Annotated in this window: 24 protein-coding genes, 5 pseudogenes and 1 other annotated feature; of the genes and pseudogenes, 9 read left to right on the top strand and 20 right to left on the bottom strand. The window is 56.8% G+C overall.

Annotation, left to right across the window (positions count from 1 at the left end):
* Positions 1 to 567: 567 nt before the first annotated feature.
* Both M0H32_RS26655 and M0H32_RS26650 read right to left on the bottom strand, forming a co-directional pair.
* Positions 568 to 1,167: a short chain dehydrogenase gene (locus M0H32_RS26655; protein WP_248159547.1), complete on the bottom strand. Its 600-nt coding sequence runs from the start codon at positions 1,165 to 1,167 to the stop codon at positions 568 to 570.
* On the bottom strand, positions 1,164 to 1,526 hold the full coding sequence (locus M0H32_RS26650) for a MerR family transcriptional regulator (RefSeq protein WP_248159545.1): 363 nt from the start codon (positions 1,524 to 1,526) through the stop codon (positions 1,164 to 1,166). Before M0H32_RS26650 ends, M0H32_RS26655 begins: the two co-directional genes overlap by 4 nt.
* Positions 1,527 to 2,045: 519 nt before the next feature.
* Here M0H32_RS26650 and M0H32_RS26645 point away from each other — a divergent pair.
* Positions 2,046 to 2,978, top strand: coding sequence for a type 2 periplasmic-binding domain-containing protein (locus M0H32_RS26645; RefSeq protein WP_248159543.1), 933 nt, complete (start codon positions 2,046 to 2,048; stop codon positions 2,976 to 2,978).
* A 212-nt stretch (positions 2,979 to 3,190) separates the two neighbouring features.
* Here the strand turns inward: M0H32_RS26645 and M0H32_RS26640 are convergent, their stop codons facing one another.
* Complete coding sequence (locus tag M0H32_RS26640) at positions 3,191 to 3,781, bottom strand: TetR/AcrR family transcriptional regulator (RefSeq protein ID WP_248159541.1); 591 nt, start codon at positions 3,779 to 3,781, stop codon at positions 3,191 to 3,193.
* Positions 3,782 to 3,834: 53 nt separating this feature from the next.
* Between M0H32_RS26640 and M0H32_RS26635 the strand changes: the two genes are divergently transcribed.
* On the top strand, positions 3,835 to 4,086 hold the full coding sequence (locus M0H32_RS26635; protein WP_248159539.1) for a DUF4336 domain-containing protein: 252 nt from the start codon (positions 3,835 to 3,837) through the stop codon (positions 4,084 to 4,086).
* A 24-nt stretch (positions 4,087 to 4,110) separates the two neighbouring features.
* Here the strand turns inward: M0H32_RS26635 and tnpC are convergent, their stop codons facing one another.
* The 5 genes from tnpC to M0H32_RS26610 form a co-directional block, all read right to left on the bottom strand.
* A complete protein-coding gene (gene tnpC, locus M0H32_RS26630) occupies positions 4,111 to 5,661 on the bottom strand; it encodes an IS66 family transposase (protein WP_248159537.1) in 1,551 nt (516 codons plus the stop codon).
* Positions 5,662 to 5,715: 54 nt separating this feature from the next.
* A complete protein-coding gene (tnpB, locus tag M0H32_RS26625) occupies positions 5,716 to 6,066 on the bottom strand; it encodes an IS66 family insertion sequence element accessory protein TnpB (protein WP_197923137.1) in 351 nt (116 codons plus the stop codon).
* The gene (tnpA, locus tag M0H32_RS26620; protein WP_248159535.1) at positions 6,066 to 6,479 is read right to left on the bottom strand and encodes an IS66-like element accessory protein TnpA; all 414 of its coding nucleotides are present in this window, start codon (positions 6,477 to 6,479) and stop codon (positions 6,066 to 6,068) included. The genes tnpB and tnpA overlap by 1 nt, the downstream gene beginning before the upstream one ends.
* Before the next feature lie 49 nt (positions 6,480 to 6,528).
* A complete protein-coding gene (locus M0H32_RS26615) occupies positions 6,529 to 7,377 on the bottom strand; it encodes a helix-turn-helix transcriptional regulator (RefSeq protein WP_248159533.1) in 849 nt (282 codons plus the stop codon).
* 194 nt (positions 7,378 to 7,571) lie between these two features.
* Positions 7,572 to 8,966 (bottom strand): Fic family protein, encoded by a 1,395-nt coding sequence (locus tag M0H32_RS26610; RefSeq protein ID WP_248159532.1) that lies wholly within the window; start codon positions 8,964 to 8,966, stop codon positions 7,572 to 7,574.
* Between the two features lie 259 nt (positions 8,967 to 9,225).
* On the opposite strand from M0H32_RS26610, the pseudogene M0H32_RS26605 reads away from it, so the two are divergent.
* Positions 9,226 to 9,412, top strand: a pseudogene (locus M0H32_RS26605) (metallophosphoesterase family protein); the annotation flags it as partial.
* 36 nt (positions 9,413 to 9,448) lie between these two features.
* Here M0H32_RS26605 and M0H32_RS26600 read toward each other — a convergent pair.
* The 4 genes from M0H32_RS26600 to M0H32_RS26585 form a co-directional block, all read right to left on the bottom strand.
* Positions 9,449 to 10,680, bottom strand: a protein-coding gene (locus M0H32_RS26600; protein ID WP_248159531.1) for an IS3 family transposase whose coding sequence is annotated in 2 segments (ribosomal slippage) — positions 9,449 to 10,386 and positions 10,386 to 10,680 — 1,233 coding nt in all. Because the reading frame shifts where the segments join, the coding sequence is not laid out codon by codon here.
* Positions 10,277 to 10,393: a sequence feature (AL1L pseudoknot), on the bottom strand. It overlaps the preceding gene by 117 nt.
* A 260-nt stretch (positions 10,681 to 10,940) precedes the next feature.
* Positions 10,941 to 12,860, bottom strand: a complete 1,920-nt coding sequence (gene traG / locus M0H32_RS26595; protein ID WP_248159530.1) for a Ti-type conjugative transfer system protein TraG — start codon at positions 12,858 to 12,860, stop codon at positions 10,941 to 10,943.
* A gap of 1 nt (position 12,861) precedes the next feature.
* The gene (gene traD / locus M0H32_RS26590; protein ID WP_248159550.1) at positions 12,862 to 13,056 is read right to left on the bottom strand and encodes a conjugal transfer protein TraD; all 195 of its coding nucleotides are present in this window, start codon (positions 13,054 to 13,056) and stop codon (positions 12,862 to 12,864) included.
* A gap of 28 nt (positions 13,057 to 13,084) precedes the next feature.
* Entirely contained in the window at positions 13,085 to 13,336 is a 252-nt protein-coding gene (locus M0H32_RS26585; protein WP_248159529.1) for a TraC family protein, read from the bottom strand.
* 607 nt (positions 13,337 to 13,943) lie between these two features.
* Between M0H32_RS26585 and traA the strand changes: the two genes are divergently transcribed.
* Genes traA through M0H32_RS26565 form a run of 4 tightly spaced genes read left to right on the top strand, consistent with a single transcriptional unit; the run spans position 13,944 to position 19,653 of the window.
* Entirely contained in the window at positions 13,944 to 17,309 is a 3,366-nt protein-coding gene (traA, locus tag M0H32_RS26580; RefSeq protein WP_248159528.1) for a Ti-type conjugative transfer relaxase TraA, read from the top strand.
* A 59-nt stretch (positions 17,310 to 17,368) separates the two neighbouring features.
* Entirely contained in the window at positions 17,369 to 17,863 is a 495-nt protein-coding gene (gene traF, locus M0H32_RS26575; RefSeq protein WP_248159526.1) for a conjugative transfer signal peptidase TraF, read from the top strand.
* Complete coding sequence (locus M0H32_RS26570) at positions 17,784 to 19,022, top strand: conjugal transfer protein TraB (protein WP_425607367.1); 1,239 nt, start codon at positions 17,784 to 17,786, stop codon at positions 19,020 to 19,022. Before traF ends, M0H32_RS26570 begins: the two co-directional genes overlap by 80 nt.
* A gap of 4 nt (positions 19,023 to 19,026) precedes the next feature.
* On the top strand, positions 19,027 to 19,653 hold the full coding sequence (locus tag M0H32_RS26565) for a lysozyme family protein (protein ID WP_248159524.1): 627 nt from the start codon (positions 19,027 to 19,029) through the stop codon (positions 19,651 to 19,653).
* A gap of 58 nt (positions 19,654 to 19,711) precedes the next feature.
* Here M0H32_RS26565 and M0H32_RS26560 read toward each other — a convergent pair.
* The 5 genes and pseudogenes from M0H32_RS26560 to M0H32_RS26540 form a co-directional block, all read right to left on the bottom strand.
* A pseudogene (locus M0H32_RS26560) lies at positions 19,712 to 20,226 on the bottom strand (IS3 family transposase); the annotation flags it as partial.
* A 64-nt stretch (positions 20,227 to 20,290) separates the two neighbouring features.
* Positions 20,291 to 20,683, bottom strand: a pseudogene (locus M0H32_RS26555) (group II intron maturase-specific domain-containing protein); the annotation flags it as partial.
* Positions 20,677 to 21,420 (bottom strand): reverse transcriptase/maturase family protein, encoded by a 744-nt coding sequence (locus M0H32_RS26550; RefSeq protein ID WP_248159523.1) that lies wholly within the window; start codon positions 21,418 to 21,420, stop codon positions 20,677 to 20,679. The pseudogene M0H32_RS26555 and the gene M0H32_RS26550, both read right to left, overlap by 7 nt.
* Positions 21,332 to 22,275: pseudogene (locus M0H32_RS26545) on the bottom strand (IS3 family transposase); the annotation flags it as partial. The gene M0H32_RS26550 and the pseudogene M0H32_RS26545, both read right to left, overlap by 89 nt.
* A gap of 51 nt (positions 22,276 to 22,326) precedes the next feature.
* A protein-coding gene (locus M0H32_RS26540; RefSeq protein WP_248159522.1) for an IS3 family transposase occupies positions 22,327 to 23,429 on the bottom strand; the annotation gives its coding sequence in 2 pieces (ribosomal slippage) (positions 22,327 to 23,168 and positions 23,168 to 23,429; 1,104 coding nt in all).
* 164 nt (positions 23,430 to 23,593) lie between these two features.
* Here M0H32_RS26540 and M0H32_RS26535 point away from each other — a divergent pair.
* A pseudogene (locus M0H32_RS26535) lies at positions 23,594 to 23,746 on the top strand (transposase); the annotation flags it as partial.
* Positions 23,713 to 24,660: an IS3 family transposase gene (locus tag M0H32_RS26530; protein WP_248159521.1), complete on the top strand. Its 948-nt coding sequence runs from the start codon at positions 23,713 to 23,715 to the stop codon at positions 24,658 to 24,660. The pseudogene M0H32_RS26535 and the gene M0H32_RS26530, both read left to right, overlap by 34 nt.
* A gap of 148 nt (positions 24,661 to 24,808) precedes the next feature.
* Here M0H32_RS26530 and M0H32_RS26525 read toward each other — a convergent pair whose 3' ends face one another.
* From M0H32_RS26525 to M0H32_RS29795, 3 genes are all read right to left on the bottom strand, one after another.
* Positions 24,809 to 25,207, bottom strand: a complete 399-nt coding sequence (locus tag M0H32_RS26525) for a winged helix-turn-helix transcriptional regulator (RefSeq protein ID WP_248159520.1) — start codon at positions 25,205 to 25,207, stop codon at positions 24,809 to 24,811.
* Positions 25,208 to 25,695: 488 nt separating this feature from the next.
* Complete coding sequence (locus M0H32_RS26520) at positions 25,696 to 26,034, bottom strand: glutathione binding-like protein (RefSeq protein WP_248159518.1); 339 nt, start codon at positions 26,032 to 26,034, stop codon at positions 25,696 to 25,698.
* A 58-nt stretch (positions 26,035 to 26,092) separates the two neighbouring features.
* Positions 26,093 to 26,359, bottom strand: coding sequence for a glutathione S-transferase family protein (locus M0H32_RS29795; RefSeq protein ID WP_425607366.1), 267 nt, complete (start codon positions 26,357 to 26,359; stop codon positions 26,093 to 26,095).
* Positions 26,360 to 26,517: the final 158 nt, after the last annotated feature.

Here is a 26,517-nt window from a genome sequence, read left to right as displayed (position 1 = left end):
TCGGCAAGGGTGCAGTTTGGCACGGCAATCGCTCCTCTTTGTCGGGATTTATCACCAGGATGCGGCCGCCGTCTATCGCCGGATAGGGGGATTGACGGAGAAGCGCTGGAATGGATGAAGACGCCACATGCCTGAAATCTCGTCTCACCTGCGGCCCAATGGGTACTGTCGAGGCGGTCACGTTGTTACAGTGACAAGGGAGCTCGGCAATGAGCCCTTCAAGAGCCACAACCATTGCGCGCTCTGGTAAGTGCGGACGGCGAGATCGATCTCGCCCGCTGTCGGCGCCTCATCCTCTTCATCACCGGTCGCATGGCCGAATTCGATCTCGTGGTTGATAATTCAGATGTCCGGGGTGGGCTCGGAGCGGCCTTGCGGCGGCGCGGCGTTCCGAACCTGGTATTGTCGGGTGCCCGGTCGACACAAACGGCCCTAACCGGTCACTCACTCGCTGATACGCCGCAGCAGTGCAGGCCGCCATAGCCGCCGTTCACTGCGACTGCGAAGCGCATCAGCGAAAGACGTTGGCAATTCGGACTTTTCAGCCGTTCGCCCATGGTCATCGTTCTATTCCACGATCACCACTTGACCTGTCAGGGCACCTTCCACGCACTTGGCGTATGTTAGCCCAACGTCCTGCGATAGGACCGGCTTGTGCCCATGAAACCATTTGCCATAGCGCGATGCAGAAACATCCAACATGCCCGGACTCACCACGTTGATCCGAAGCCCGCGTGGCATCTCTATCGCCGCGCTTTTGACGAAACCCGCCAGTGCGCCGTTGGCTGTGGCTGCACTCGTGCCCATGCGGATAGGGTCGCGATCAAGAACACCGCTAGTCAGCGTGAATGATCCCCCATCAGCTATCGCCTCCAATCCTGCAAGAACCAAGTTTACTTGGCCCATAACCTTGTGGCGTAGACCAACCATGAACGTCTCTTGGTTGAGTTCTGAAAGTGGCGCGAAAGTCGCATCACCCGCACAAGAAATCACAGCGTCGAAATCTCCGATTTCATCGAACAATGCTTTCACAGCGTGTATATCAGCCATATCAACGCGATGGTCTCCGCTTGAGCGTCCGACCGTGATGATCTCGTGCCTATCGCCGAGTTCTTTGCAAGCAGCCTGTCCAACATCACCGGCCGCGCCGACCACGATAATCTTCATTCCCGCACCTCCAATATCTCTTCATATCTCTTTAGCTTTCGGTCGAGGATGGCTCGGCAGCGATCTAACTCCGTCTGTCTGATCTCAAGACTTTTCCTGTGTCTCAACAAAACGGCCTTGCGTTGTGGGACTGTCTCGTCACCGGATGCGTAGAGCGCTGCGAAGGCGCGCATTTGAGACATCGACATCCCCGTTGCGCGTAGTGATGCTAACAGCGCCAGCCAATCGGCATCATTTGCCGAGAACCTGCGCTTACCGTCTCGGCCCCGTTGGATGGGTGGGCAAAGCCCTGACTTCTCGTAGAACCGTATTGTCGAAATACTGAGTCCGGTATCCTCAGCAACCTCCGCAATTTTCATAACAATTTGACCTCTCAGCTCAGGTCCATACCGACCTGAAGCTACTTTAGGTCAAGCGAAAATTTGGAAACACTTTGCCAAAGCCGCCCTTTGCTGCTCTCCGATGAATGATCAGGTTGGGCCCGAAGCGACCTAGCGGCGGCGCGGTGTACCAATCCTGGTATTGTCGGATGCCTGGTCAACACAAACGGCCCTGAGCGGTCGTTCAACACCAGTTGGTTTAATGGCGGCTTTGCATCCCTGGTTCACGACCTTCGGATGCCACACCGTCACGAAAGGGAACTCAAATGGGAAATCCCGGTTCCCGTCAACTTTAACTAGTGCATAGAGCCAGAACTCAAAGACAATTCCAGCGTTTCCCTCGGTAGTTTGGGAGTGTAATCAATTGCCGGGTAGTGCTATATTATTGGGCAGAACAAGCAGGAAATTGCAGCCATTGACCTTGGCCGCCACACCAACAGCCGGCTGGGCCGATCGAAGTCTGATCGCTTGACGGATCCGGGCAAGGTGAGGGTGACGATGACAAAAACTACACGAAAGAAATGCATCATCGCGCGTTCATGCAGCAGAAGTAACAGGCTTCTGCGGGTCATTGTCGCTGCGGCTACGATTTGCCTTTCTCCGGTCCTGAAGGCTGCGGCGGCCGACCCGTTGGTGATCCGGGTCGGAGTGGCCGACAACCTTGCTCAGCGTATTAACGGCACGATCGAAAGGTACCCTCGACTTTGTGAGGATGACAGCTTCTTTTCCGACAAGTGGCTGCGTACGACCCTTGAATTTGTCATCCTTTGCAGGGCAGTCCGTCTAGGCGGGTTGGACGCGACTTACCAACTCATTCCGTTTCCGAATTCCGCACGTACCAGGTTCGAACTGAAAAACGGATCGGTGATGGTGATGGTCGACTTTCCCTGGGGCGATTTTGCACGGGACGAGAGTTTGTACCAGAGCGACGCCGTGCTGCCAGAAGGGAGCTTTGTTAAGGGCTTGTACACCCGTCCTGACCGTTCGGACGTCCTCGCTGTGAGATCGCTGGAAGATTTGAAAGCCTTTACCGCTGTGTCCAGCAGCAACTGGAAACATGATTGGGCAGCACTTGAGCTCATGGGCGTTCCCCGGATGGATGTTGCCGCATACGAGCAAATGGGGCGCGCGGTCGAGTTCGGCCGGGCAGACTACCTTATCGGTGAGTTTTCCGGCGCCGGCGACCTGTCTCAGTACATCAACGGCGTGCGGTTTGAGCCAGTTCCCGAGGTCAAGGTAGCGCTTCCCGGAACACGCCATATTGCCGTGTCGCGCAAAGTTCCCCACGCGGCAGAGGTGTTTTCCGCCATCCAGAAAGGGCTACGGATCTTGCGCGACAGAGGCCTGATATTGAAAGGCTATCGGACCTCTGGGTTCTTCAACCGGAAGGTTGAAAACTGGAACGTACTGTGTTGCGAACCCGCCAGTTAATCTCCACGTCCTCTTGGTGGTGCCGGGAGGGGTGGCTTTCGGACACGTTTTCGGCGAACCGGACAATCACAGCAACCAGGACCACGGCAGATTCCGGCCCAAAGCCGACATCCACCTGCGGAAATGATGCCGCGGCGCAATCCGCTGAACCGGTCATTTGTTGCACCGGCGAAGACCATTGCCGCAAGACGGTGGCCGTGCAGACTTAACGGTCACTGCGGTTTCGGAGAAACACCATCACCGATACCTTCCACCATCAGGCGGACAATTTTCCGGACGTCAGTCGCCGGAACCTCTCCCATGTGGAGCGCGCTTAGCATTAACTGTCCGAAGACCCCCAACATAACCAGTGCCATAAATTCTGCCGCTTCATCTTTCCGTATGCGCCCCTGCTTCTGGCCGAGCACCAGTATGTCTCGTACGAGGCCTTGAAATGAGGGGCGGTGTGGAGGCGGGACAAGTGTAGGCCGCTCAGAAGGGGCCAGAGCAAGCTTTGCCAGCGCAGCATTGGCGAGACACCAGTGTGCGCTGTCGATCAGCACCGTTTCGAGCAGCGCTACGGCATCTTGCTCCGCGGCAATGCACGCGCGATAGCCAGCGTCTTGGGCTTCCGCCCGCGCGATGAGAGTGTGTGCGATTTCTTCCTTTGAGCCGAAAAGGTTGTAGGCAGTCTTGCGCGTCAGGCCGGCACGGCTCGCAATCTCCTGAACCGAGGCACGGTCGAATCCCAGTTCCCGGAACGCGGACTCCGCTGCGTCGAGGATGAGAGCTCGCGAGCGTTCAGTGCGTTTCAGACTTGTCATGGTTACACAGTAGTGTAAATTTACACACGTGTAAATATAAGGAGAACCAAGCTATGCTCGAAGAGTTCGGACCAAATATCTGGATCTTCGATGGCCCCACGGTGACGGCTGCCGCTGGGTTTCACTATCCCACCCGCATGGCCATTATTCGCCTACGCAACGGGGAACTAGTGCTGTGGTCTCCCGTAGCGGTTTCACCGGAGCTGTGCGCTGCAATCGATACTCTGGGCACCGTGCGATATCTGATCCCGCCGAACTCTTTGCATGACAGTTTCATCAGTGATTGGCAGAGTAACTATCCGTAAGCGCTGTCTGCGGCCCACCGGGTTTCAGCTTGACGGCTTGAAGTTCCACGGCAGGAGTTCGTCGATCCGGCTTTTCGGATGACCGCCGGCAATGGCTTCGAGTGTGGCCTTGAGATAGGCGAATGGCTCGACATTATTGATTTTCGCGGTCTCAATAAGCGATGCGATGCGGCCCCAGGTGCGGCCGCCCTCGTCATGGCCGGCGAACAATGCATTTTTCCTGTTCAGGGCAATTGGCCGGATCAAATTCTCGACACTGTTGCTATCGATCTCGACACGGCCATCGTGAAGGAAGGTCTGTAAACCGTCCCAGTGACGATGGATATAGGCGAGTTTCTCGCCGAGGCGTGACTTGGCGGAGACCCGGAGCCGTTGCTTTTGCAGCCATTCCCCGAAGTTGGCAACCAGAGGCGCGGTGCGGGCCTGCCGGGCCGAGAGCCGCTGCCCTGGCGCCGTGCCGCGGATATCGGCCTCGACCCTGTAGAACTCGGCGATCCGGCGCAAGCCTTCGGCGGCGATCTCGGAGCCGTCGCGGTCGAAGACCTCCTTCAGTTTCCGCCGTGCGTGGGCCCAGCAATGGGCCACGCGGATCGGCTCGCCGCCCTTGCGGGACGGACGCGTCAGCCGGTTGTAGCCTTGGTAGCCATCGAGTTGCAGGACCCCGTCGAAGCCACGCAGGAATGTCTCCGCGTTCTCTCCGCGGCGGTCGGGCGCATAGAAGAAGACCACACCGGGTGGATCGTCCCCGCCCCAGGCCCGATCGTCACGGGCCAAGGCCCATAGATATCCGGTTTTCGTCTTGCCGCGTCCCGGATCCAGCACCGGCGCCGTGGTCTCGTCCATGAACAGCTTGGTTGACACCTTCAGATGCTCGGCCAGCCGGTCGACCACCGGGGCGAGGTGGAACGCGGCGGTGCCGACCCAATCCGCCAGCGTGCTCCGATGGATATCGATGCCCGATCGGGCAAGGATCTGGCTCTGCCGGTGCAAGGGTAAATGGTCCGCGTACTTGGCAACCAGAACATGCGCGATGGCCCCTTCCGTCGGCAGACCGCCTTCGATGAGATGAGCCGGTGCCGGCATCTGCGTGACGCCGTCGGTACAGGCGCGGCAGGCGTATTTGGGGCGGACAGTGACGATCACGCACAGCTGTGCGGGCACGATATCCAGCCGCTCCGTGCGATCCTCGCCAATCTTGTGCATCACGCCGCAGCCGCAGGGACATTGCAGGTTGTCGGGTTCGATCACACGCTCGATGCGCGGAAGGTCCTTCGGCAGGTTGCCTCGATTGCGACGGGCCGGACGGCGGGGTTTGCCCTCAGAGCAGAGCTGCGTATCCTGGCTTTCCTCAACCTCGGCGATGGCTGTCTCGAGGTCTTCGAAGGCCAGTTGCCGTTCGTCTTCGCTGAGCTTCTCCGACCTTTTGCCGTGAACCGCGTGGTTCAACTCCGCGACCAGGTGCTCCAGGCGCCTGTTGATCTCCTTGAGCGCATCCCGTTCCCGCAGGAGCGCGGCGACAGCATCACGCTGGTCAGCGGGGATCGCGGAAAGATCGATGGCGACAGTGGAAGGCATGGGTCGAGAATAACCCGGGGCGGCTGCGGATGCCCGCCATTTCCGGTACCTGATTCATTCTGCCGCAGCGGGCCGGCTGGTCTCCAGAGCCTTGACCTTGCGCCAGTCCAAACCGGCGAACAGGGCCTCGAACTGCGCCCGGTTCAACGTCATCACGCCGTCACGAACGGCTGGCCAGGTGAACGTATTTTCTTCAAGCCGCTTGTAGGCCATCACCAGCCCGGACCCATCCCAGAACAAGATCTTCAATCTGTCCGCTCGCTTGGCCCGGAAGACGAACACAGCGCCGGTGAACGGGTCCTCCTTCAGCACCGATTGCGTCAGCGCGGCAAGCCCATCGTGGCCCTTCCTGAAGTCGACCGGCCGCGTCGCCACAAAGATGCGGACATTGTGCGACGGCAGCATCAAGATGAAGCCACGAGCGCATGAACAATCTCCGCTACCCGCACCGCGGGCGTGTCGGCTGCCAGATCGATCGTCACATCGCCGAAGACGATGTGGAGCATGTCGGTCGATCGCGATGGAGCCTCCTGAGCCTGAGCGGCAGCTGGCTCACAAAGCACGAGTGGTGCGAAGGCAGTAGTTTCTTCAGCGGTCTCGGCGGCGGGCAGGATCAGCTTGCCCTGCTTGGCCAACCGGCGCCATGCCGAAAGGTGGTTCGGCTTCACTCCGTAACACGCCGCCACGCTGTTGACCGTGGCGCCCGGTGCCAGCGTTTCCGCGACAGCCTGCGCTTTCACCTCATCAGGCCATCGACGTTGACCCGACGCATAGAACTCGACACCAAGGGATCTGAGAAACGAATTTGTAGCACACATTGCGAAACGCACTCCCAACATTGAGATGCGTATCAAGTCGCAACCCGGATCAAGACGGGCAACGTGGGGTGCTGCCAACGCTTACAGTTTGATTGGGGTGAAATGAGAACTCCACCGCTCTTGAAGCTGCGCGAGGAGCGAAACGCCAAACGACTTCGCCATATTGCTTTGGGTCTTGGTATACGCCGAATGAACGAGCAGCATATTCCTGCAATGAAAAGCCGGATGCAAAGCTGAAGCTCTCATCAAGGGTTTGAGCACTCAGAATCCGGTCCATGCGAAAGTTCCGCATGCCTTCACCGCGATCAGGCTGGCGCGCCACCAGATAACTGCGATGTCCCAGCAAGAGGCCATGCGGCTCGATAATCCGTTCGGAAGCATCCCCCGTCCCATATCGTAGCCGCAGGCGGAACGGGCCTCGCAGACCTTCGATCACTGCATCCAGTACCGCTGGTGCCAAGCTGACGCGTGGGCCGGGCCGGGTGACCGATCCCATTGCCAAGAGGACCGCCTCAACGTCGGCTTCCGTGCGCAGGGCATCTTTCGGGGTCAGGCGTGCCAGCAATTCATCGCGTAGGTCATCGAGCGCGGAAGCGTGGCGTACACGGCCGTCACCGCGGGCCGCAAGACTAGCAATCTCCAGCGCCTCAATTGCTGTCTCCTGCCGAAGCTGGAGACGGCCGAGCGCCGGATCTACAATTCGCCAGCGCCGCCGACGGTCCTCGCCATCAATCACTTCCACGTTAGCAAATACCGTCTCAAGCGCATCAGTCATGCGCTGCGCCGTTCGATGAGAAACAGCGAATTCTTCGCAGATCTCCTCCAAACCGATCCCGATCCGCCGCGCGCCAGCTAACTGCGCCAGCCTTACTAGATCCCGCGCCTTTGAGAACGGCATGATGGAGCTACCTAACGTCAACTATGAGATTTATTGACACCCATGCACGTTATGGCTGTACTCACACCTTGTCGAGATAGAATAACCTTCAATGGAAGTCTGGGCGTTCATTGCATCATGAATCTCTGGATCCTGGATTTCCATCTTCTTCGCCGCTTACATCCAGAATTGGAACTGGCGTGGGCCGTTCGCAGTCACTTTGTCCCCCATACGTCTTGCCAGGCCTTAAATTCCGATGGCCTTACTTGATAGCGGGCAAAGTTACCCTCGTGCATTCCGATGAGCTCGTCCTCCACGATCTCAGTGAATCTGGCTCTATCTTCCGCCTCAATGCGACTGCTCGCCCAGGCTGATACCTCGGTTCCGACCTGCTTGCGCCCCACTTTCGCACGGATCAGCATGGCGACAATCTCGCGCAACTCGGCGCGATATTTCAGCCGGAACGGATCGGGTTCGCCGAGGGACTGCCGGACCGCCGCATACCTTGCAGCTGAGCGTTCATAGGCCCAGAAGAAAACGTCTCTAAGCAGCGATACGTCGTTGAGTTCATAGACGCCAAGAATTGCATCTGTGTAGGCGCGCTGAGAAACGTCAGTGAACGAAAGTGGTGCGAGGTTGCTGCGGATCAACGGGATATTTGCGGCTAGGCGCGAGACCCGTTTGTTCACGTCGTCAAACGGTTGCAAATATGGCAGCTGGACCATAACGAAAAATGCCTGTTCAAATGGATCCTCTATTGCCGCCGCCTTTTGCAGCATCTGATTAAAAGAAGCCTCGATCAGCTGAGGCACTTCGAGGGGATGAAAAACCGACTGATCAATACCAACAGGGACAAAGCGTAGGCGACCGGATGCCGAGGGATCCGGCAGTAGGTTGTTGGATAGCATGGCGTGAAGGTTCAGGAGTGTATATCTGTTGAAGTCGATCTCATCTGCGGTGCCGACCAGGAACTCGATCGCATCCTTATGGTTAAGGATCATCTGCGCTTCAATGTGGTTTCGGCCAGTAGCTTCTTCGCCAAATTCGATCAGGCGCCTCGTATCGAGCAAGGAATAGGTGTTGCCTTCGAGGCGGCTGGAGTTCCAGGCGAGGTCGATCAGTAACCGATTGAGAATGAGCTTCGCATAAGTGCCTGCCGGCTGGGGTGCGGTTTTGGGCTTGCCAATTTCCTGGAGACGTTCGCGCTCTTCCTCTTCAAGATAGAATGTGGAATTTGGTTCGTACTGATCGAGGAAATCGACGTTATAGCCGACAGGCTTTCTGGCTCCTGTTGGCTGTGTGATATAAGCACGAACCGCCTGCCCTTCCTCCGAAAGCCTGATCAGACGACCATAGTCATCTTCCTGCTGTGCTGGCTCGCCACCAGCAGGTTGTCCTGATGTCGCAAGGTGATACTGCGCCCATCGACCGCTGCCTGTCATACGCAGCAGCCCGACTTCCACGAGCTGTTTTAGCCGGTACTGAAGTGTGCGGCGTGGGATAGCTTCGGAGAGGCTCTTCGCGATATCTGGTGCGGAAATGCCGTCGGGATGTTCAGCAACGATATTCTGCAGCTCTTTCAGTGCGTCTTCAGGTAGTTTGTTCGCCATTGCCGAATTTCTTGCGCGTAGGGGGTAGGCGCAATTATCGTTGTTTAGGCGCAATTTTCAAGCGTAAGCGCAAACTTGCGCGATGGACGCAAGAATCATTGCGCGTAGGAACCAGGAAGGCCAACCTGAGAAAAACTGGTCAGGGGGACACGCCGTCAAAGACGTGATGATTGTGGTTGAAGAGCTTGCGCGCCGCTCTCAAATTCCCAGGTTCATTGGTGGCTTTACTTTGTATCGGAAGACCTAGAATACTAAGTTTATGCCGTTCAAATTTGTCCACACAGCAGACATTCATCTCGACTCCCCACTTCGCTCACTGGCGCTGCGCAATGGTGACCTTGCCGAACTGATTGGCGATGCCACGAGGCAGGCTTTGGTGACGATCGTCGACGTGTGTATCGATGAGCAAGTGGATGCGCTGATTATCGCCGGCGATCTCTATGAACCGCCCCGGGTTTACCGAAGAGATTTTGTTTCAAAGATTATGCGGCTTTATCAAGTCGGTTCAAGTTTTCAAAGAAGGCCTCCTCGGCTTCTGTGGGAGTTTTGTATTCGATGGCGCTGTGGAGGCGTTCGGTGTTGTACCAGCTGATCCATTTCAGGGTTTCCCATTCGATCTGACTGGCTGATTTCCACGGACCGAACAGATTGATGACTTCTGTTTTGAAGAGCCCGATGACGTTCTCGGCCAAGGCGTTGTCATAACTGTCGCCCACGCTGCCAACCGATGCGTCGATGCCGGTCTCCGCCAGCCGTTCGGAGTAGCGGATGGACAGATATTGACTGCCCCGGTCCGAGTGATGGATCAGCCCGTGCACCTGTCTTTGCAGCCTTTGGCAGATTGCCTGGTTCAAGGCATCGAGCACGAAGCTCGTGGTCATCGACGTGGAGACCCGCCAACCAACGATCTTGCGGGCATAGACATCTATGACGAAAGCTACATAGACCATTCCTTGCCATGTTGAGCAGTAGGTAAAATCCGAAACCCAGAGCTGGTTCGGGGCCGTTGCCGTGAAGTTCCGGTTGACCTTGTCCAGTGGACAAGGCAAGGCCGGGTCCGGGATCGTTGTCTTCTTCTTGCCCCGGGTTACACCCTGCAAGCCAAGCGACTTCATCAAACGTTCCACAGTGCAGCGGGCAATATTCCGGCCTTCTCTGCGCAGATGGTGCCAGATCTTGCGTGCTCCATAGCGTCCCTTGCTCATCTCGTGAACGCGCAGGATCTCCCGAGCATCCGCGATATCTTTCTTCGAACGCTCCGAGGCCAGATCCGGATTACGGGAAATGGCTGCGTGCGCGTAGTAGCTTGATGAGGCAATCGGCAAAACGCGGCAGATCGGCTCGACCCCAAAGGCTTCCTGATACTCTTCGATGAACGCAATCATTTGCGGAACGGGCGGTCGAGCTCCGCCTGGGCAAAATAGGCAGACGCCTTCTTCAAGATCTCGTTGGCTTGGCGAAGTTCCCGGTTCTCCCGCTCCAGAGCCTTGATCCGCGCCTTTTCCTCGCTCGTCGGACCGGCGCGCTCGCCTGCATCACGTGCGGCCTGAAGGCACCACACACGCAGGCTATCTTTGGAGCAGCCAAGCTTCGACGCAATGGCACGATAGGCCGCATTGTCACTGTCATAGTCGCTGCGGTGGTCTTGAAAGAGCCGAACACCGCGTTCGCGAAACTCAGCCGTATATTTGGGTGGAACTATCTTCTGATCCATAAGGGCCATCCTGTGAGAGTTTTACTCTCCGGTAAACCCGGGGCGGTTCATTGCGTCGGATCAGGACAATACAATCGAAAGCGTGCCGCCCTTATAAGGCGGCCGTTTCTCGTCTTCGCGTTTGAAAGCCTTGGTCCGGATTGATCGGGCCAAGGCTTGCTTGACGACCGGCAATTTGCATTCCCGCTTTCACCGTTGTCTTTCCTGGTGAAGATTTAACTGTCCAGCAATTAGCGTCGACCAGGCGAGTTCCCGCATCCTTATCGTCGCTCTCTTCCGAACCGCGACGCCGTCACTTTTTCAGTCATCTCCATCCTCCGGAAGAACATCGCCCGACCGCACCGCAGCGGCTCATTTCCACTGGTGAACACGATCTGCTCATCGGACCGCATCTGCAGAACTTCATGCGGCTGAATGAGAGGACGCTGAGAAAGCTGGCGGGAGCGGTTCCGCGAAACTTGCCCGCCGCGTGAGGACCGGCTGACCTGTTCGACCTCGATTGTCGTCAGGCCACAACGCTCGGAAATATACCGCGCCGTGTCCGGATCGTTGATCGCGGCGAAGGACACCCAGGAGGCGGATTCAAACCACTTGGAGGTTGCGTCGCGGCCGCCGAACGCCTCCCGCATCTGACCGAGCGACTGGAACAGCATCAGAAGCGAAATCCCATATTTGCGGCCGGCATCGCGTGCCGTCTCGATGATGCGCATGTAGCCGAGCCGTGCGGCCTCATCGAGCAGGAAGAGAACCCGACTCTCGATTTCGCCGTCGCGGTTATAGACGGCTTTGAGGAACGCGCCGATGATCACCCGGGCCATGCCCGGATGATTTTCCAGCGTGGACAGATCGATGTTAAGGAAGATGGTCGTCCGGCCGTTGGCGATGATGTCGGTTTTGAAAGTGTTGCCGGAGACGAGCGCGGCATAGGTCTCATAGGAGAGCCAGTGGGTTTCCTTGGCTGCGGTCGCATAGACGCCGGAGAAGGTTTGCGGTGTCATGTTGATGAAGGGACCGACAAGTTCCTTGACGAACTCGTTCGGTGCCGTGTCGTGGATTTCGGCCAGGAACTCTTTCAGGTTTTCTTCCGGTTTGGTGAGAATGCTGCGCACCGTGCGCAGCGACCGTTTTCCGGAGGTATTCTCCAGATCGGAAAAGACGACATGGGCGATCACGCTGGTGATGAGCTGTTCCGCATTGGTGCGGAAGAAGTCGTCCGCTCCGGAGGCGATCCGCGGCTTTTCCGACATGAGCCAGGCCGCAACCGTTGCCATGTCCTCTTCCATCGAGGAGCCGAATTGACCGATCCAATCGAGGACATTGAACCCGACTTGTCGGTTTTTCGGATCGAGGCAAATGACCTTCTGGCCCATCGCGTTGCGGCTGCCTGCCACCATCGGTGCAATTTCGGTCGAGGGGTCCAGAACGATCATTGAACCGGGATATTGGAGACAGGAGGGAATGACCACGGATGTCGTTTTGTATCCACCTGAGCCGGCAAAGACGATGCCGTGTGTGGAACCAAAGCCCTGGTCGAAGGCAACGAGGGGAGCCTTGCCACCCTTGCCCCAAGTGTTGTTGTGGCGCGGATCGAAATTGATTTCCGAAACGCTGTCCTGATCGACGCGATAGCGTTCTCCGATGACAATCCCTCCATCTTCCGGAAACATCCTTGCGGCGGTCTTACCGTCCATCCAATCGCTTTCGCCGTGGATGCTTCTGCGGCCGGAAACCCGTTTCGGCCGGTTGTCGCCGAAGGTACTGTTGCCCTTCAAGCCTACCTTCAAACCGAACAGACCGACAAAGAGCGCTCCGACTGCACCACCGATCGAATAGAGATCGGCGTACTGCAGAACCGACCCAGGCTGTACTTGCGCCGCGAAAGCATTGAGCCGTAGCGCCTCCCGGAGCGCAGCAATAGCAAAAACCGTCAGGCCGCCGGTCAGCACACCGAAGCCAGCCCATTTGATGTCGAGACTACCGCGCGCTGAGAAGAGAACGATGAGGCCCAGCCCGGCAGAGACAAGAAAGGGAAGGGTAAGCCCGGTCCGGCCGAGCAACAGATAGGCTTTCTGCGTCGTGGCGAAGGAAGCCAGCCTGGTTTCAATCCCGGTTAGACCCCACACCGCTGACAGCATAAGGGCTATCGGGATCAGGAACAGCAGCGCCCTTTTGAGTGTCATTCTAGAATGCGGCCTTTCCGATTGCGCGCCATCTGTCGCGCTCGTTTATGTCGCCAAGGCGCTTCGATGCATCCATTAGAATGCCGAGAAGGATGGCCTTGTCTGTCTCGCGAAGCCCGGCTTTGACGATGAGGCCGCCGAGCTGGATCTTTTCGCGTGCGTCTTTCTTGCGGTCCAGCAATCGCGTTCGCCTTATCCGGTTTTCAAATGTTCTGAATTGCCCTTCAATTCTGCGGAGCTGCAGCGTGAGCTTGTGAAGCGGCCGGCTTTTGAAATCGGGCGGCGAGGTCGTTCAAGGCTTTGGCGAGTTCGGCCTCATCGATGTCGAGTTCGGCGAGACCACTCTCCATGACGAGCTTGGCAACGCGCTCGGACTGCTTTTTGAGCACCTGTCTTTTCTTCTGCTGGAGCTTTGCAATCTGCGCTTCGATGTCGTCAATCTGCTCGGAGGCGGTTCTGGAATTGCGCGGAGCCATCGGATTTTCCTTGTTTTGAAATGGGTTGTTTAAAGGCAAGGGGCTCGCTCATAGCGCGTCATTTTCCTCAAGTCGAGCTTGGTTGCAGAACTTGTCGTGGATACAACCAGGAAGGAGTCCGCTGAATCGGAGCGAAACGGCCTTACGACTGACTTATGCGCTGATTGAAGATCCGGTTTTCCAGCCCGTGAGGGCCGCAGTCCGGTTTTGAGGAAAACCGGACGGAGCAGGCGAAGGCTTGAACGCGCTCCCCATAAAGCGCTGAAGAGAAAGCCGAAGCCTGTGGTAAACCGGGTCTGGGCGGTGGAGGACTTGCCACATCTCCTGCACGGCAGACCGGTAAAGAACGGCCTTTTAGCTAAAGCCAGGGCGGTGCTTCCAGCGCCCTATCGCCGCAAACGGCGATAGCTCTCAAGCGGAAACGATTTTCAATCGTTGAGTGCAGAGCGCACTTATAGGATTGCATCTGCAATCCTGTGCTGGTACGAAAGTTGAATTGCAACCAATGAGCTGCATTCCCCGTCTTCGCCGTTCTGGCGCTTTGTTTTCTCACCTTCCTGTTTCTTCGACCTAGCCTGCCTCTTCACATCCGGAATCCCTGCCCTCGATGGCCATCTACCATTTCCATGTTCAGGTGATTTCCCGGAGCGAAGGCCGGTCGAGTGTTGCGGCGGCCGCTTATCGGCATCGTGCTCAAATGACGGTGTCGAACGATTACGATCACAAGAGTTTCGACTACGCGCACAAGGACGGCGATCTGGTCCATGAGGAACTGGCGTTGCCCGATCAGACGCCGGAATGGTTCCGGACGCTGATCGACGGTCGGAGTGTTGCGGGTGCCAGTGAAACACTCTGGAACGCGGTCGAGGCGCATGAGACGCGTGTCAACGCACAGCTTGCCCGTGAGATCGTTTTGGCGCTGCCGTCTGAACTCAGCCGGGAGGAGAACATTGCCCTGGTGCAGGCCTATGTTGGGCAGGCCTTCCTATCGCGGGGCATGGTTGCGGATTGGGTCTATCACGACAAGGAAAACAATCCGCATGTCCATGTCATGCTGACGTTGGCGCCGCTCAACGAGAAGGGCTTCGGGTCGAAGTGGGAAACTCTTCTTGATGAGAATGGCGAGCCTGTACGAAAGGGCGGCAAAATTCAGTATCGAGCTTGGGCGGGCGACAAGGAAACGCTGAAGGCGTGGCGCGAGCTTTGGGCCGTTCATGCGAACAAGAGCCTGGAGCTTGCCGGACATGATGCCCGGATCGATCATCGCTCCTATGAGGCTCAAGGGATCGAGCTACAGCCGACATCGAAGATCGGTGTGCAGGCGCGCAACATTGTTAGCCAAGCAAAAGCGCAAGGGCGCGATGCCGGTCTGGAACGCTCGTCATGGCATGCGGAAAGCCGGCTTGAGAATGTCAGACGGATCACGCGCCGCCCGGAAATCGTCATTGACGCGATCACGCGCGAGAAGAGCGTTTTCGATGAACGAGACGTCGCAAAATATCTGCACCGCTACGTGGACGATCCGGGCAGATTCCAGGATCTGCTTGCACGCGTTCTGAATTCTCCGGATGTCGTGAAGCTTGCGGTCGAAGCGGTTGATCCGGAAACGGGCGAAATGGAACCGGCGAAGTTTACCAGCCGGGAGATGATGCGGCTTGAAGCGGAGATGGCGCGGCGGGCGGATCATCTTGTGTCCGTGTCCTCGCATGGTGTGGATGCGCGTTTGCGCGACCGAGTGCTTGTCAGTGTCCAAAAACTTTCGGATGAGCAGCGTGTTGCGATCGAGCGCATCACGGGTGACGAGCGCATGGCGTCGGTCGTCGGCCGGGCCGGGGCAGGCAAGACGACGATGATGAAAGCCGCGCGTCAGGTATGGGAGGCAAACGGCTATCAGGTTGTCGGCGCCGCCCTTGCGGGCAAGGCGGCCGAGGGACTGGAGAAAGAAGCCGGGATCGCCTCGCGCACATTGGCATCCTGGCAATTGTCCTGGGGCAGAGGCGAGGGGCTCCCTGACAGTCGATCAGTCTTCGTGATCGACGAAGCCGGCATGGTCGATAGCCGCCAGATGAGCGTCTTTGTCGAGATGGTCGCCAAGGCTGGAGCCAAGCTCGTTCTGATCGGAGACGCGGAACAGCTGCAGCCGATTGAAGCGGGGGCCGCCTTCCGCTCGTTGACGGATCGAACCGGTTACGCGGAACTTGGCACGATCTACCGCCAGCGCGAACAGTGGATGCGCGATGCGTCGATGGATCTTGCGCGTGGCAATGTCGCGAAGGCGATCCATGCCTATCAGGCCAATGGTCATGTGATCAGCATGCCGCTCAAGGATCAGGTTTTCGGGAACCTGATCGACGACTGGTCCCGCGACTACGATCCGTCGAAGTCGATGTTGATGCTGGCGCATTTGCGGGAAGATGTGCACCGGCTGAACCGGATGGCGCGGCAAGTGCTGATTGACCGCGGCGTGATCGAAACGGGAGAAAAATTCCGCACCGAGGAGGGTGATCGGTTATTTGCCGCCGGCGACCAGATCGTGTTTCTGAAAAACGACCGTGACCTGAACGTAAAAAATGGAATGATTGGCCGGGTCATCGAGGCGGGCGAGGGGCGCATCCTCGCTGAGATCGGCGATATCGGTTCCGATCAGATCCGGTGCGTCGAGGTCAACCAAAAGACCTATCGCAATGTCGATCATGGCTACGCGACAACGATCCACAAATCGCAAGGCGCCACCGTCGACAAGGTGAAGGTGCTGGCAACGCTCTCCCTCAACCGGCATCTGACCTATGTGGCGATGACCAGGCACCGGGAAGACGTGAAGCTCTATCACGGCGCGTTGTCCTTCGCGAAGAGTGGCGGATTGATAGAAGTGCTTTCCAGGAAGGGCGCGAAAGATACGACGCTCGATTATGCGGGCTCGGAACTCTATGCCCAGGCACTCAGCTACGCCAATAGCCGGGGGCTCTATGGGCTTCGGGTCGCCAAGGCGTTGGTCCAGAACCAGCGTCGCTGGTTTGCCGAGCAGAAGGCAAAACTCTCGGAGCTCGGTGAGCGGCTCTTGTCCCTCGGTGAAAAGCTGGGGATTGGCTTGACCGGTCTTGAGCGAGGTCTTGCTGGGGAGACGAATACCGTCCAAAGACAGTCGCGCGAACATCCTACCACATCACAACCCTGGATCGCGGGCGTGAAGATGTGGGCCATGTCCATTCCTGACGCTGTGGAGGACAATTTGCAGTCGGATGCCACGTTGACAACTCATTGGGCCGAAGTTCAGAACCGCGCCCGGCTTGTTTTCGAGCAGCCGGAGCAGGCCGTCAAGGCGATGCGGATCGAGGACATCTTGAAGCTGGACGGCGAAGCGCAAACCACGGCTCGCGACAGGCTCGCGGAAGAACTGGTCAATGCGCCCGAGCAATTTGGTGCGCTGCGCGGCAAGACCGGCTTGCTGGCAGGCAAGGTTGCCCGCGAGAACCGCGAGCAGGCATTAAACAACATTCCGCAGCTCAGCGATGATGCGAAAACCTATATCCGTCTTAGAGCCGAGATCGGCGATTTGCGTTCCGTAGAACTGGAGCGCGAACGCGATCTGTCACGTGTCGATATTCCGGCGCTGTCACCTGCGGCCGAGACGGTCTTGTCGCGGATCCGCGATGCCGTCGACCGGAACGATCTCAATGCCGGCCTGTCCTTCCTTCTGGCGGACAAAATGGTCGAGGCCGAGCTCGGCGAAGTTGCCGCCAAGCTGGACCAGCGGTTCGGGGAGAGGGCGTTTGTCGGCACCGCCAAGCCGGAGGGAGTTGCTTTTGAGAAGGCGGCTGCGCTGGCTGCCGACGACGATCGGGTTAAGCTTGCTGAGGCATGGCCGAAGTTCAATGCCATCCAGAAAATCAACGCCAAAAGGCAATCTCACGAGCAAGCTCAGGTGCAGGCCTTGAAAAAGGATCTTTCCAAGGATCAGGGCATGACCCGGTGATAAACGAGGTGAGGCGGAAGGGTCGGCGAGGGGCTCTGCTGATCCTGTCGCTTGCCGGAATGGTAATTGGCGGCATCGCCGCCGCCGGTGCCCTCGGAGGATACCGGATCAACACAACACCGAGCTTTCCACTTGGGCTTTGGCGGATCGATGCGCTCTCCCGCGAAGTTCGCGTGGGCGACACCCTGTTCATCTGTCCGCCTGCAGATGCGCCGGCGATCAAATTGGCTCGCGAACGGCTCTATCTTCCCGCGGGTTTCTGTGAAGGCGGGATAGCACCGCTCATCAAAACCGTCGTCGCCCTGCCCGGGCAAACCATCGCCATGGAGGGCGACCAGGTTGCCATTGATGGTGAGCGTCTTGTGCATTCTTCCGTTCAAGCGAGAGACGGCCTGGGGCGCGCATTGCCGACCTATGCTGGGGGCGTCGTTCCCGCCGGCGCACTCTTTGTTCATTCCAATTATGTGGCTTCCTTTGACTCAAGATATTTTGGACCCATCCCAGCGAGCGGTATTCTCGGACTGGCGCGAGAAGTGTTCACCTTCCAACCTTAACTTTGCGCGCAGTCTGTTTTGTATTCTGGGAGGCATGGCGACCGGCACAATCGGCTGGTCCGGGAACGTGCTCCTGTTGCCGGCCGGAATGCTGTTTCCGGCTTTCTGGGCTTACGCCCCGTCGCGATCCGTGGCGGCACTGGTCGCCGCCGCGCACTTCCTTGGAGCATCTCGGGGCTTGCCGCAGGGCGCCAGTATCTTCTTCGGTTCCCAATATGCCATCGGCTTGGGGCTGTGGTTCGCGGCGTCGCTCGTCTTTGTCATCCTTCACTCTGCGCTTTGGACGCGAAGATCCGGTTGGCCACGAATACTGCGCTACCTGATCGCAAGTGTTCTGATGAGCCTGCCGCCCTTCGGGATTATGGGTTGGGCCAGTCCGATCACAGCGGCAGGCGTGCTTTTTCCGGGGTGGAGCTGGTTGGGGCTGGCAGCAACCGCGATCCTGTTGCTTGCGATGACCACAAGCTTTTGCCGGATCGCGGTCCCAGCTGTCGCCGGATGTGCTGCTTGGTCCGCCGCATTCTGGACGCAACCAAAGGTAATCGAAGGCTGGACCGGCATCAACACCACTTTTGGTTACGAAGGGGCTGGACAGCCTGCCGGTTATGAGCATCAGCGGGAATCCATTGCCATGGTTCGCAAGGCGGCCGGGCAGGGGGTGAATGTCGCCGTCCTGCCCGAGAGTGCTCTGGGGCTATGGACCCCGACAACGGAACAGCTTTGGAAAGACGCTTTATCCGATCTACCCGTGACGGTGATCGGAGGAGCCGCGGTTGTTCAAAAGAGTGGTTACGACACGGTGATGGTGGAGATCTCAGCGAAGGGATCGCGGATCCTCTATCGCGAACGGATGCCGGTACCTGTCTCGATGTGGCAGCCCTGGAGGCGGTTCACGGGGGAGAGCGGCGGCGCGAACGCCTACTTCTTCGACAATCCAGTCATGCAGGTCGCGGGCATCCGCGCCGCGCCTCTGATCTGCTACGAACAACTCATCATATGGCCCGTCCTGCAATCTATGGCCACGGGCTCAGACATCATCCTTGCAATCGGCAACGGCTGGTGGACCGGTGAAAGCAACATCACTGATATTCAACGCGCTAGCGTCACGGCATGGGCGAAGCTGTTCGATGTGCCGCTGCTGATCGCATTCAACGAGTGAACCCATGTTAGATGCTGCCCTGATTGACCAATGTGCCGATCCTTCTCTGAAACCCGCTATCATTGAAGAATTCATCGCCGCCGCGGGTTCTGAGGATTCGTTGAATGTGACCGTTCGAACTGGGTCGAAGACGTTTCTGGTGCCGAAACCCAAATCACCGCAAGAGGCCGTGAAACTGGTTCAGGATCATCTCGGCAAAGCCGTTGTCCGCGTCGGGATCACGCAATATCCGATTGGCATTGGCATCTCGGACAAGTCCCAGGTCTCCGCGGACGTGTTCGACACCTGCAACAACATCAAGATCGGGACGGCGCTGTTTGCCCTCGTCTACCGGGTCGTTACAAAGTGGTATGGCACACCGGTTCAGGAGGCGTTTGAAGATGCGATCGAGGCATATCAGACCGGGTATTTCGATGGGGAGTATGTGTTCACGGTGGAAGACCCAGGCGAGAGCGTTGGACTAGCAGCTCCGGAACCAGCAGCCTTAGAAGAAGGTGGTCTGACACCAGACACCGAAAATACGGGTTCGGACCCAAAGGAAGAACTCCGGCAACGGCTGTGGGCGCAGGATCCGAACAAGGCGGATATTAGCGTCGATCTAACCGGGATCGGGGACTTCAATAGAGAATGATCCGAGACATCTCTATCGCATTTACCTGGTTTCCGCATAGTGAATCGCCCCGCGTTTTCTAGACGCCTTCAATGTTCATTTCGTGCTGCCGTTTAAACTCGACGGGTGAAAGCATCCCGTTTCTGACGTGTTTGCGCTTTGGGTTGTAGTACATCTCGATGTAGTCGAACACATCCTGCCTCGCGTCTTCGCGCGTTTTGTAGGTTCGTCGCCTTACCCTTTCTCGCTTGAACAGGTTGAAGAAGCTATCGGTGACAGCGTTGTCGTGACAGTTTCCGCGCCGGCTCATGGGATGTGCGAGGTTGTGAGCTTTGAGGAACGAAGCCAAGTCCATGCTTGTGGACTGTAAACCCTGGTCCGAGTGGATTAGAACCTTGTGTTTTGGTTTCCGCCGCCATAAGGCCATGAGCAGGGCCTGCAACACGACATCCATGGTTTGGCGGCTCTGCATCGACCCGTTGCCCGACAGGCGTTGCACGGCAACGCCGAGAGGAGGCCCACGACGCGGCGGGAAAACAGGTCGATCACGACGGCAAGATAGGCAAAGCCTTCCAGTGTCCTGAGTGGAGTAAGAAGCGCAGTAGCGCTTCTCCTCCCCGAACCGTACGTGCACCTTTCAGCGCATACGGCTCTCCATTCAAACTTGGCCCATGGCCATGGCAACATCATGATAGCGCGAGGTGACGGTGCTGCGGGTTTCACTCCGGAAGATATATGGATCGACCTCCGGATTGCGCCAACGGAATTGAGCCTTCGGGCTTGAGACAAGCCGTTTCAAGTCTTTTCCGATGGCTTCACCACGTTCATTGCGACCGTAAACGAGCCAGGTTTTCGCCTTGCCCGGTTCCGGGGGCCTAAACCACTTCCGCATCAAGGGTTTGATACGGCTCCGGTATTTATGCCCCAGCCAGTGCGCCATTTTCCAGAATACGACATGGGCGATTCGCCGGAAGACATACGCCCTGAAATCGGTGAACTTATAGAACGCCGCCCAACCCGCCAACTGACGGTTCAGGCTGGCGATCATATCGACCGCACTGACACTATGATTGCCGGAAAGGGTCTCGGTCTGTTTGCGGACAAACGCCTTGGCCTTTCCCTGGGTATCGTCGTGACAACGGACATGCGTCCGTTCGACCCTCGCTTGCGAATGATCCGGTGCCCCAGAAAGACGAACCCGTCATCGACGTGCGTGATATGGGTTTTCTCCATATTCAACGTCAACTTCAGGCGGTCCTCCAGAAAGGCCCGGCATTCTTCACGTATCTCCATAGCATGGGCCTTCGTCCCCTTGACGATGACGACGAAGTCATCGGCGTAGCGACAGTAGGCTATCGCAGGTTTCCATCGCCGGTTCTCCCGAACCGTAATGGGTCGTCCCTGCTGTATGCCGAAGTTCCATGCCCAGCGATCCTTGCGGGTCTTCCGGTTCAGGTATTTCGCCTCCACCCAGAAATCAAACTCGTGGAGCATGATGTTGGACAGGAGCGGTGACAGCACGCCACCTTGCGGAACACCTTTGCTGGCAGCCCTGAACAGGCCACGGTCGATATGACCCGCCTTAAGAATGCGCCAGAGGAGATCGACAAACCGACCGTCCCGCACCCGCCGCCGCACGCATTTAAGAAGCAGCCGGTGATGGACCGTGTCAGCGCCGGAAGCTGGAGTTTCCCGGCTGCTATCTCGGTGACGGGCTGGGGATGCCACCGGGATTATGAAGTGCGATCGGGACGTTGTATCCGATCGCTGAATGAGGTCGTTCCTCATTGTAGTGTCTACGCCAATCCTCCATCTTTTCGCGGGCATCCGCAAGCGTCAGGAACCAATGGGCGTTCAAACATTCCGCCCGGAACTTGCTGTTGAAGGCTTCGATGAAGCCATTATCAGTCGGCTTGCCGGGCCGCGAGAAGTCGAGCGTGACCTCATTTGCATAGGCCCACAGGTCAAGATCACGGGAGATGAACTCGCTGCCGTTGTCCACCCGGATCGTCTTCGGGTAGCCAATCAGGCCGCACACCCGCTCCAGTGTCTGCACCACATCCTCGCCGCGGTAGGTGAAGCGTGGATCGGTCGCCGGGCAGAGCCGTGAATGGGTATCGACGATGGTCAGAATGCGCAGCTTCTTGCCAGTCGCCAGCTGGTCGTGGACAAAATCCATCGCCCAGACGTCATTCGGCGCAACGGCTTCCTGGCGGTCTTCACGCAGCTTTGCTTTCACCCGCCGTTTGGGATGCTTGTTGCGCAGTTGCAGGCCCAACTCATTGTAAATCCGGCGCGTCTTCTTCATGTTGATGAACCATCCCTCGCGGCGTAACAGCACATGGACACGCCGGTAGCCGTAGCGCACCCGCGTCTCGCAGATCTCCTTGATCCGTAGTTCCAGGCCGGCCTGCCCAGTGCGGCGGGACTTGTAGTGGTAGGTCGAAGTGTCGAACTTCAGGGCCTTACAGGCCCGTCTGATCGATATCCCCCAGTCTGCCAGCATCCCGTCAACAAGCTTGCGCTTCCGGACAGGCCTCAGAGCTTTCGGCGGATGACGTCCTGCAGCATCTCGCGGTCCAATGTCAGGTCCGCCACGATCTTCTTGAGCCGATTGTTCTCGTCCTCGAGTTGCTTCAGCCTGGAGTGCTACCCAACGTACCCCCGGGACGGGCTAGAGTTTTCCGGATCAAATCAGGAACACGGGCTGGCTGCGTGTTCTGATTTCATCAGGTCCATCGGCACCTTGTTACCGATGGCGCCGTGAGGTCTGTGTTCGTTGTAGTCCTTGCGCCAATCCTCCAACTTTTCGGCTGCATCTGCAAGGCTCAGGAACCAGTGCGCATTCAGGCACTCCGCCCTGAACCGGCCATTGAAGGCCTCGATGAACGCGTTGTCCGTCGGTTTCCCAGGCCTTGAGAAGTCCAGCGTGACGCCCCTTCGATAGGCCCAAAGATCAAGATCCCGGGAGATGAACTCGGAGCCCTGGTCGACCCGGATCGTCTTGGGGTAGCCAATCCAGGTGCAGGCAATTTCCAAGGTTCTCACCACATCCTCGCCCCGATAGCTGAAGCGCGGATCAAGCGCCGGCACATAGCGGGAATACGTGTCGATCACCGTCAGAACGCGGATCTTCCGACCGGTCGCGAGCTGGTCATGCACGAAGTCCATGGCCCAGACATCGTTCGGCCCGACTGCTTCCTGCCGGTCTTCGCGCAGCTTTGCCTTCACCCGGCGCCTGGGATGCCTGTTTCTCAGTTGCAGACCCAATTCGTTGTAGATCCGTCGCGTTTTCTTCTGATTGATCATCCAGCCCTCCCGGCGCAGCAAAACATGCACGCGTCGGTATCCGAACCGGACGCGCGTCTGGCAAATCTCCTTGATCCGCTGTACCAAAGCGGCCTGACCGGGCCGACGGGATCTGTAACGGTAAGTCGTCGGGTCAAACCGGATCACCGCGCATGCACGGCGAATGGACACCGACCAGTCCGACCTCATCTCGTCGACCAGCGTTCTCTTCCGGGCAGGCCTCAGAGCTTTCGTTTGACAATATCCTGAAGCATCTCCTTGTCGAGCGACAGGTCCGCGACGATCTTCTTGAGCCGGGCATTCTCCTGCTCCAGCTCTCTGAGCCGCTTCATCTCCGACGGCATCAGACCCGCATACTTCTTGCGCCAGTTGAAATACGTCGCCTGGCTGATGCCGGCTTCACGGCAGATCTCCGCAACAGGAACACCTTCTTCCCCGCGCTTGACGATGAACGCCTTCTGCGCGTCCGAAAACTTCGATGCCTTCATCAATTCCGCTCCTTCCCAGCCAGGAAAATCGTCGCGGAAAACTCTAACCCAAATCGGGGGTATTTACCGGGAGCACATCAAATTTGACGTGCCACCCGCAATTCGGTTCGTTCTGAGCTGGAATTTTCCAATCATGATTCCGTTGACGGGAGAAGGAGAGTTTCATGAAGAAGTCGAAGATTTCCGAAGCGCAGATCGCCTTCATCCTGCGCCAGGCGGATGAAGGCACCCCCGTCGCGGAAGTGTGCCGCAAGGCCGGCATCAGCGACGCGACGTTCTATAATTGGCGCAAGCGCTACGGTGGCATGACGCCGTCCGAGGTGAAGCGGATGCGACAGCTCGAGGACGAGAACAACAGGCTGAAGAAGATCGTTGCCGATCTAACGCTCGACAAGGCCATGTTGCAGGACGTGCTGTCAAAAAAGCTTTAAAGCCTGCTCGCCGCCGCCGTCTTGTCAATGAGGTCCGTGAGGACTGGAAGGTGTCCATCCGCCGCGCCTGTTCGTGTCTGCGGATCGACACCTCACTCTATCACTACAAGTCGAAGCGGGGCAATCAGGCAACGTTGAAGGCCCGGATCAAGGAGATCGCGGCGACGCGGGTGAGATACGGCTACCGGCGTGTCCATGTACCGCTACGCCGGGAGGGGTGGCCAGTGAACGCCATACGGATCTATCGCCTCTACAAGGAGTTGGGTCTTCAGATCCGCAACAAGACACCGAAGCGGAGGGTTAAAGCGAAGCTGCGCGAAGACCGGGCAGAGGCCGTGCATTCAAATGACTTCTGGGCGATGGACTTCGTTCATGATCAGCTCGCCACAGGCCGCAAAATCCGCGTACTGACAGTCGTCGATACCTTCTCGCGCTTCTCGCCGGTGGTCAATCCGCGCTTCAGCTATCGCGGTGAGGATGTCGTGGCGACGCTGGAACAAGCGTGCCGGTCCGTCGGCTACCCGAAGACGATCAGGATCGACCAGGGATCGGAGTTCCTCTCCCTTGATTTGGACCTTTGGGCCTATCAGAGAGATGTTGACCTGGACTTCTCCCGGCCGGGCAAACCCATCGAAAACGCCTTCATTGAGTCTTTCAACGGCAAGTTCCGAAACGAATGTCTCAACGCGCACTGGTTCCTTACGCTTGAGGACTACAACACCGTCCGTCCCCATAGCGCCATCGGTAACAAGCCGCCGAATTCGCTCATGAATGGCTCGTCGCCGGCCTCCCCCCTCTGAGCCGACACCTCCGGAAATTCCGGCCCGAGGCGATCCAAAGACGGGGAGCACGTCAACACCGTGGACAGAGCTAACCAATAAACACGGACAATCAGGGGAGCAGGTCAAAATTTATGGTCAACTTGTTAGAAGAAAGTAAACTAGATCGTTATGATTCACCACGAGTAGGCGGTATACTACCAGCAAGCAGCTTGGCCAAATAGTTCTCAGGAACCTGTGTCTGATCGTCCCATTTCTGTGACCACTGAATCATCGACAGAAACACAGGAGCCAAATCGCATCCTTTTTCGGTCAGCAAATAAATGGATTTACGTGCATCCTCTGGATCGGCCTTCTTTTCGAGAATCTCAATGTTTACTAGGTGCTCTAAGCGACTGGCCAGGACATTCGTTGCTATACCCTCTTCTGAATTTATAAAGTCGGAATAGCGCATTGCTGAGCCAAACATTATGTCTCGAATGATTAACATGCTCCATTTGTCACCAATTGCAGCTGCCGCAAATCGGAAGGGACAACCTATCCATTTTTCTTTAGAGATTTTTGCCATAGCGTTTGAATAACACAATTGAATTTAGTTGTAAAAAAGAAGTGGAGGTTTCATGAGTGAAGGTGGCAAAGCTTTTTTCAAATTGTATACAAAATAGTCCATGTTGCGTTAGTTGCCATTTTCGTTGAATAGCTACGAAGGCTCAACCAAAATTTATCAATTGGTATTGTTATCCTTGGAATAGATCTGGGAAAGATTTCATGATTTATCATTACAGTCTTAGCGTAATTGTAAGCCCTTCATTCAGAGAATGGAACGAGGTTACAAAGAATCCACTTCAAGGCAATTGGTTTCGTATCAATGAATACCTCGTATTTTTTGGAACTGAATAAATTCAAAAAATTCATAGTGTTGCGTGAAAATGCAGCTCCTTGCAAGCCTGCAGAATTGTCTGAAACAGGACGCGCTTCCTCTAAGTAAGCTATCTGCGTTAATATGAGGACGTCCAACCAACACCCCTGAGAGAGCGATCATTCGGTTGGACAGTGTCAATTGCTCCAATGGACCGGTAGAGATTTATCAAAGCCATCGAGGGCTTCTATGCGTTGCGCCCAAGAGTGACCTTTTGGAAACTTCTTATGGAGATCAACAAAACCCAACTCTTCCATAATATATGTATGTTTCTCGATCGCTCTAGCAAGTAGGCGAACTTCTGGATAAGAAACAGCGTCTGCAGCACTCGGAGTGTTGCCGGCCATGAATTCGTCATCTACCAGACGGTTTTCAAGCCACTGCAATTCATATACTACTGTATCTGCGGCGTCTTGCAGTTCTGGCGTAACTTTATCTGCGCCCTTGAAGAAGATCGGGAGCAGCAAGCCATTCATGGCTTTTCTCAGTTTGTCCGTCGTGTCCCGGGTAACCGACCAAATTTTTGCATGCTCTTCAGGACTGCTGCCAAAAAGACGGCCGCTCAGGATATTTCCGATCTAACCACGACAGAATTGCAAGCGAGTCAGTGATAACAGTTTTACCTGCAACAAGTGAGGGAACGCGACCTCGTGGGTTGATTAGCAGATAAGAGTCTGACTTGTGTTCACTTTTCGATAGGCTAAGATATTCAACCTTCATATCCAAGCCTTTGATTACCATACCAAGCAAAACGCGCCAGCCCCGTGGGGAGCCACTGATTGTATAAATGGTTGGTTCCATACTCAAATCCTTCCATATGGTTAGTGTTTCACGAGCATCCTAAGCACAATAAAGTCTTCATTCACTTTGATGACGTTTGGTTGTCCGATCGGAATTGTTGAATCGATGTTTACATTTCCATCTCAGAAATTTCGGCTCGGATAGACTGGCAGCCTAAC

The sequence above is a fragment of the Roseibium sediminicola genome (assembly GCF_023156505.1).
GTDB lineage: Bacteria > Pseudomonadota > Alphaproteobacteria > Rhizobiales > Stappiaceae > Roseibium > Roseibium sediminicola.
The sequence above is the reverse complement of the archived record's forward strand: the minus strand, read 5'-3'. Positions and strand labels throughout refer to the sequence as shown.

Bases quoted from the DNA above. Each gene is read 5' to 3' on its own strand.
- traF (WP_248159526.1), top strand. From the start codon at position 17,369: ATGGTAATTGGCGGCATCGCCGCCGCCGGTGCCCTCGGAGGATACCGG.
- M0H32_RS26650 (WP_248159545.1), bottom strand. From the start codon at position 1,526: ATGAAAATTGCGGAGGTTGCTGAGGATACCGGACTCAGTATTTCGACA.
- M0H32_RS26645 (WP_248159543.1), top strand. From the start codon at position 2,046: ATGACAAAAACTACACGAAAGAAATGCATCATCGCGCGTTCATGCAGC.
- tnpA (WP_248159535.1), bottom strand. From the start codon at position 6,479: ATGTGTGCTACAAATTCGTTTCTCAGATCCCTTGGTGTCGAGTTCTAT.
- M0H32_RS26635 (WP_248159539.1), top strand. From the start codon at position 3,835: ATGCTCGAAGAGTTCGGACCAAATATCTGGATCTTCGATGGCCCCACG.
- M0H32_RS29795 (WP_425607366.1), bottom strand. From the start codon at position 26,359: ATGGAACCAACCATTTATACAATCAGTGGCTCCCCACGGGGCTGGCGC.
- M0H32_RS26615 (WP_248159533.1), bottom strand. From the start codon at position 7,377: ATGCCGTTCTCAAAGGCGCGGGATCTAGTAAGGCTGGCGCAGTTAGCT.
- M0H32_RS26640 (WP_248159541.1), bottom strand. From the start codon at position 3,781: ATGACAAGTCTGAAACGCACTGAACGCTCGCGAGCTCTCATCCTCGAC.
- M0H32_RS26655 (WP_248159547.1), bottom strand. From the start codon at position 1,167: ATGAAGATTATCGTGGTCGGCGCGGCCGGTGATGTTGGACAGGCTGCT.
- M0H32_RS26610 (WP_248159532.1), bottom strand. From the start codon at position 8,966: ATGGCGAACAAACTACCTGAAGACGCACTGAAAGAGCTGCAGAATATC.
- tnpC (WP_248159537.1), bottom strand. From the start codon at position 5,661: ATGCCTTCCACTGTCGCCATCGATCTTTCCGCGATCCCCGCTGACCAG.
- M0H32_RS26565 (WP_248159524.1), top strand. From the start codon at position 19,027: ATGTTAGATGCTGCCCTGATTGACCAATGTGCCGATCCTTCTCTGAAA.
- traG (WP_248159530.1), bottom strand. From the start codon at position 12,860: ATGACACTCAAAAGGGCGCTGCTGTTCCTGATCCCGATAGCCCTTATG.
- M0H32_RS26520 (WP_248159518.1), bottom strand. From the start codon at position 26,034: ATGAATGGCTTGCTGCTCCCGATCTTCTTCAAGGGCGCAGATAAAGTT.
- M0H32_RS26550 (WP_248159523.1), bottom strand. From the start codon at position 21,420: ATGAGGAACGACCTCATTCAGCGATCGGATACAACGTCCCGATCGCAC.
- tnpB (WP_197923137.1), bottom strand. From the start codon at position 6,066: ATGCTGCCGTCGCACAATGTCCGCATCTTTGTGGCGACGCGGCCGGTC.
- M0H32_RS26585 (WP_248159529.1), bottom strand. From the start codon at position 13,336: ATGGCTCCGCGCAATTCCAGAACCGCCTCCGAGCAGATTGACGACATC.
- M0H32_RS26525 (WP_248159520.1), bottom strand. From the start codon at position 25,207: ATGGCAAAAATCTCTAAAGAAAAATGGATAGGTTGTCCCTTCCGATTT.
- traA (WP_248159528.1), top strand. From the start codon at position 13,944: ATGGCCATCTACCATTTCCATGTTCAGGTGATTTCCCGGAGCGAAGGC.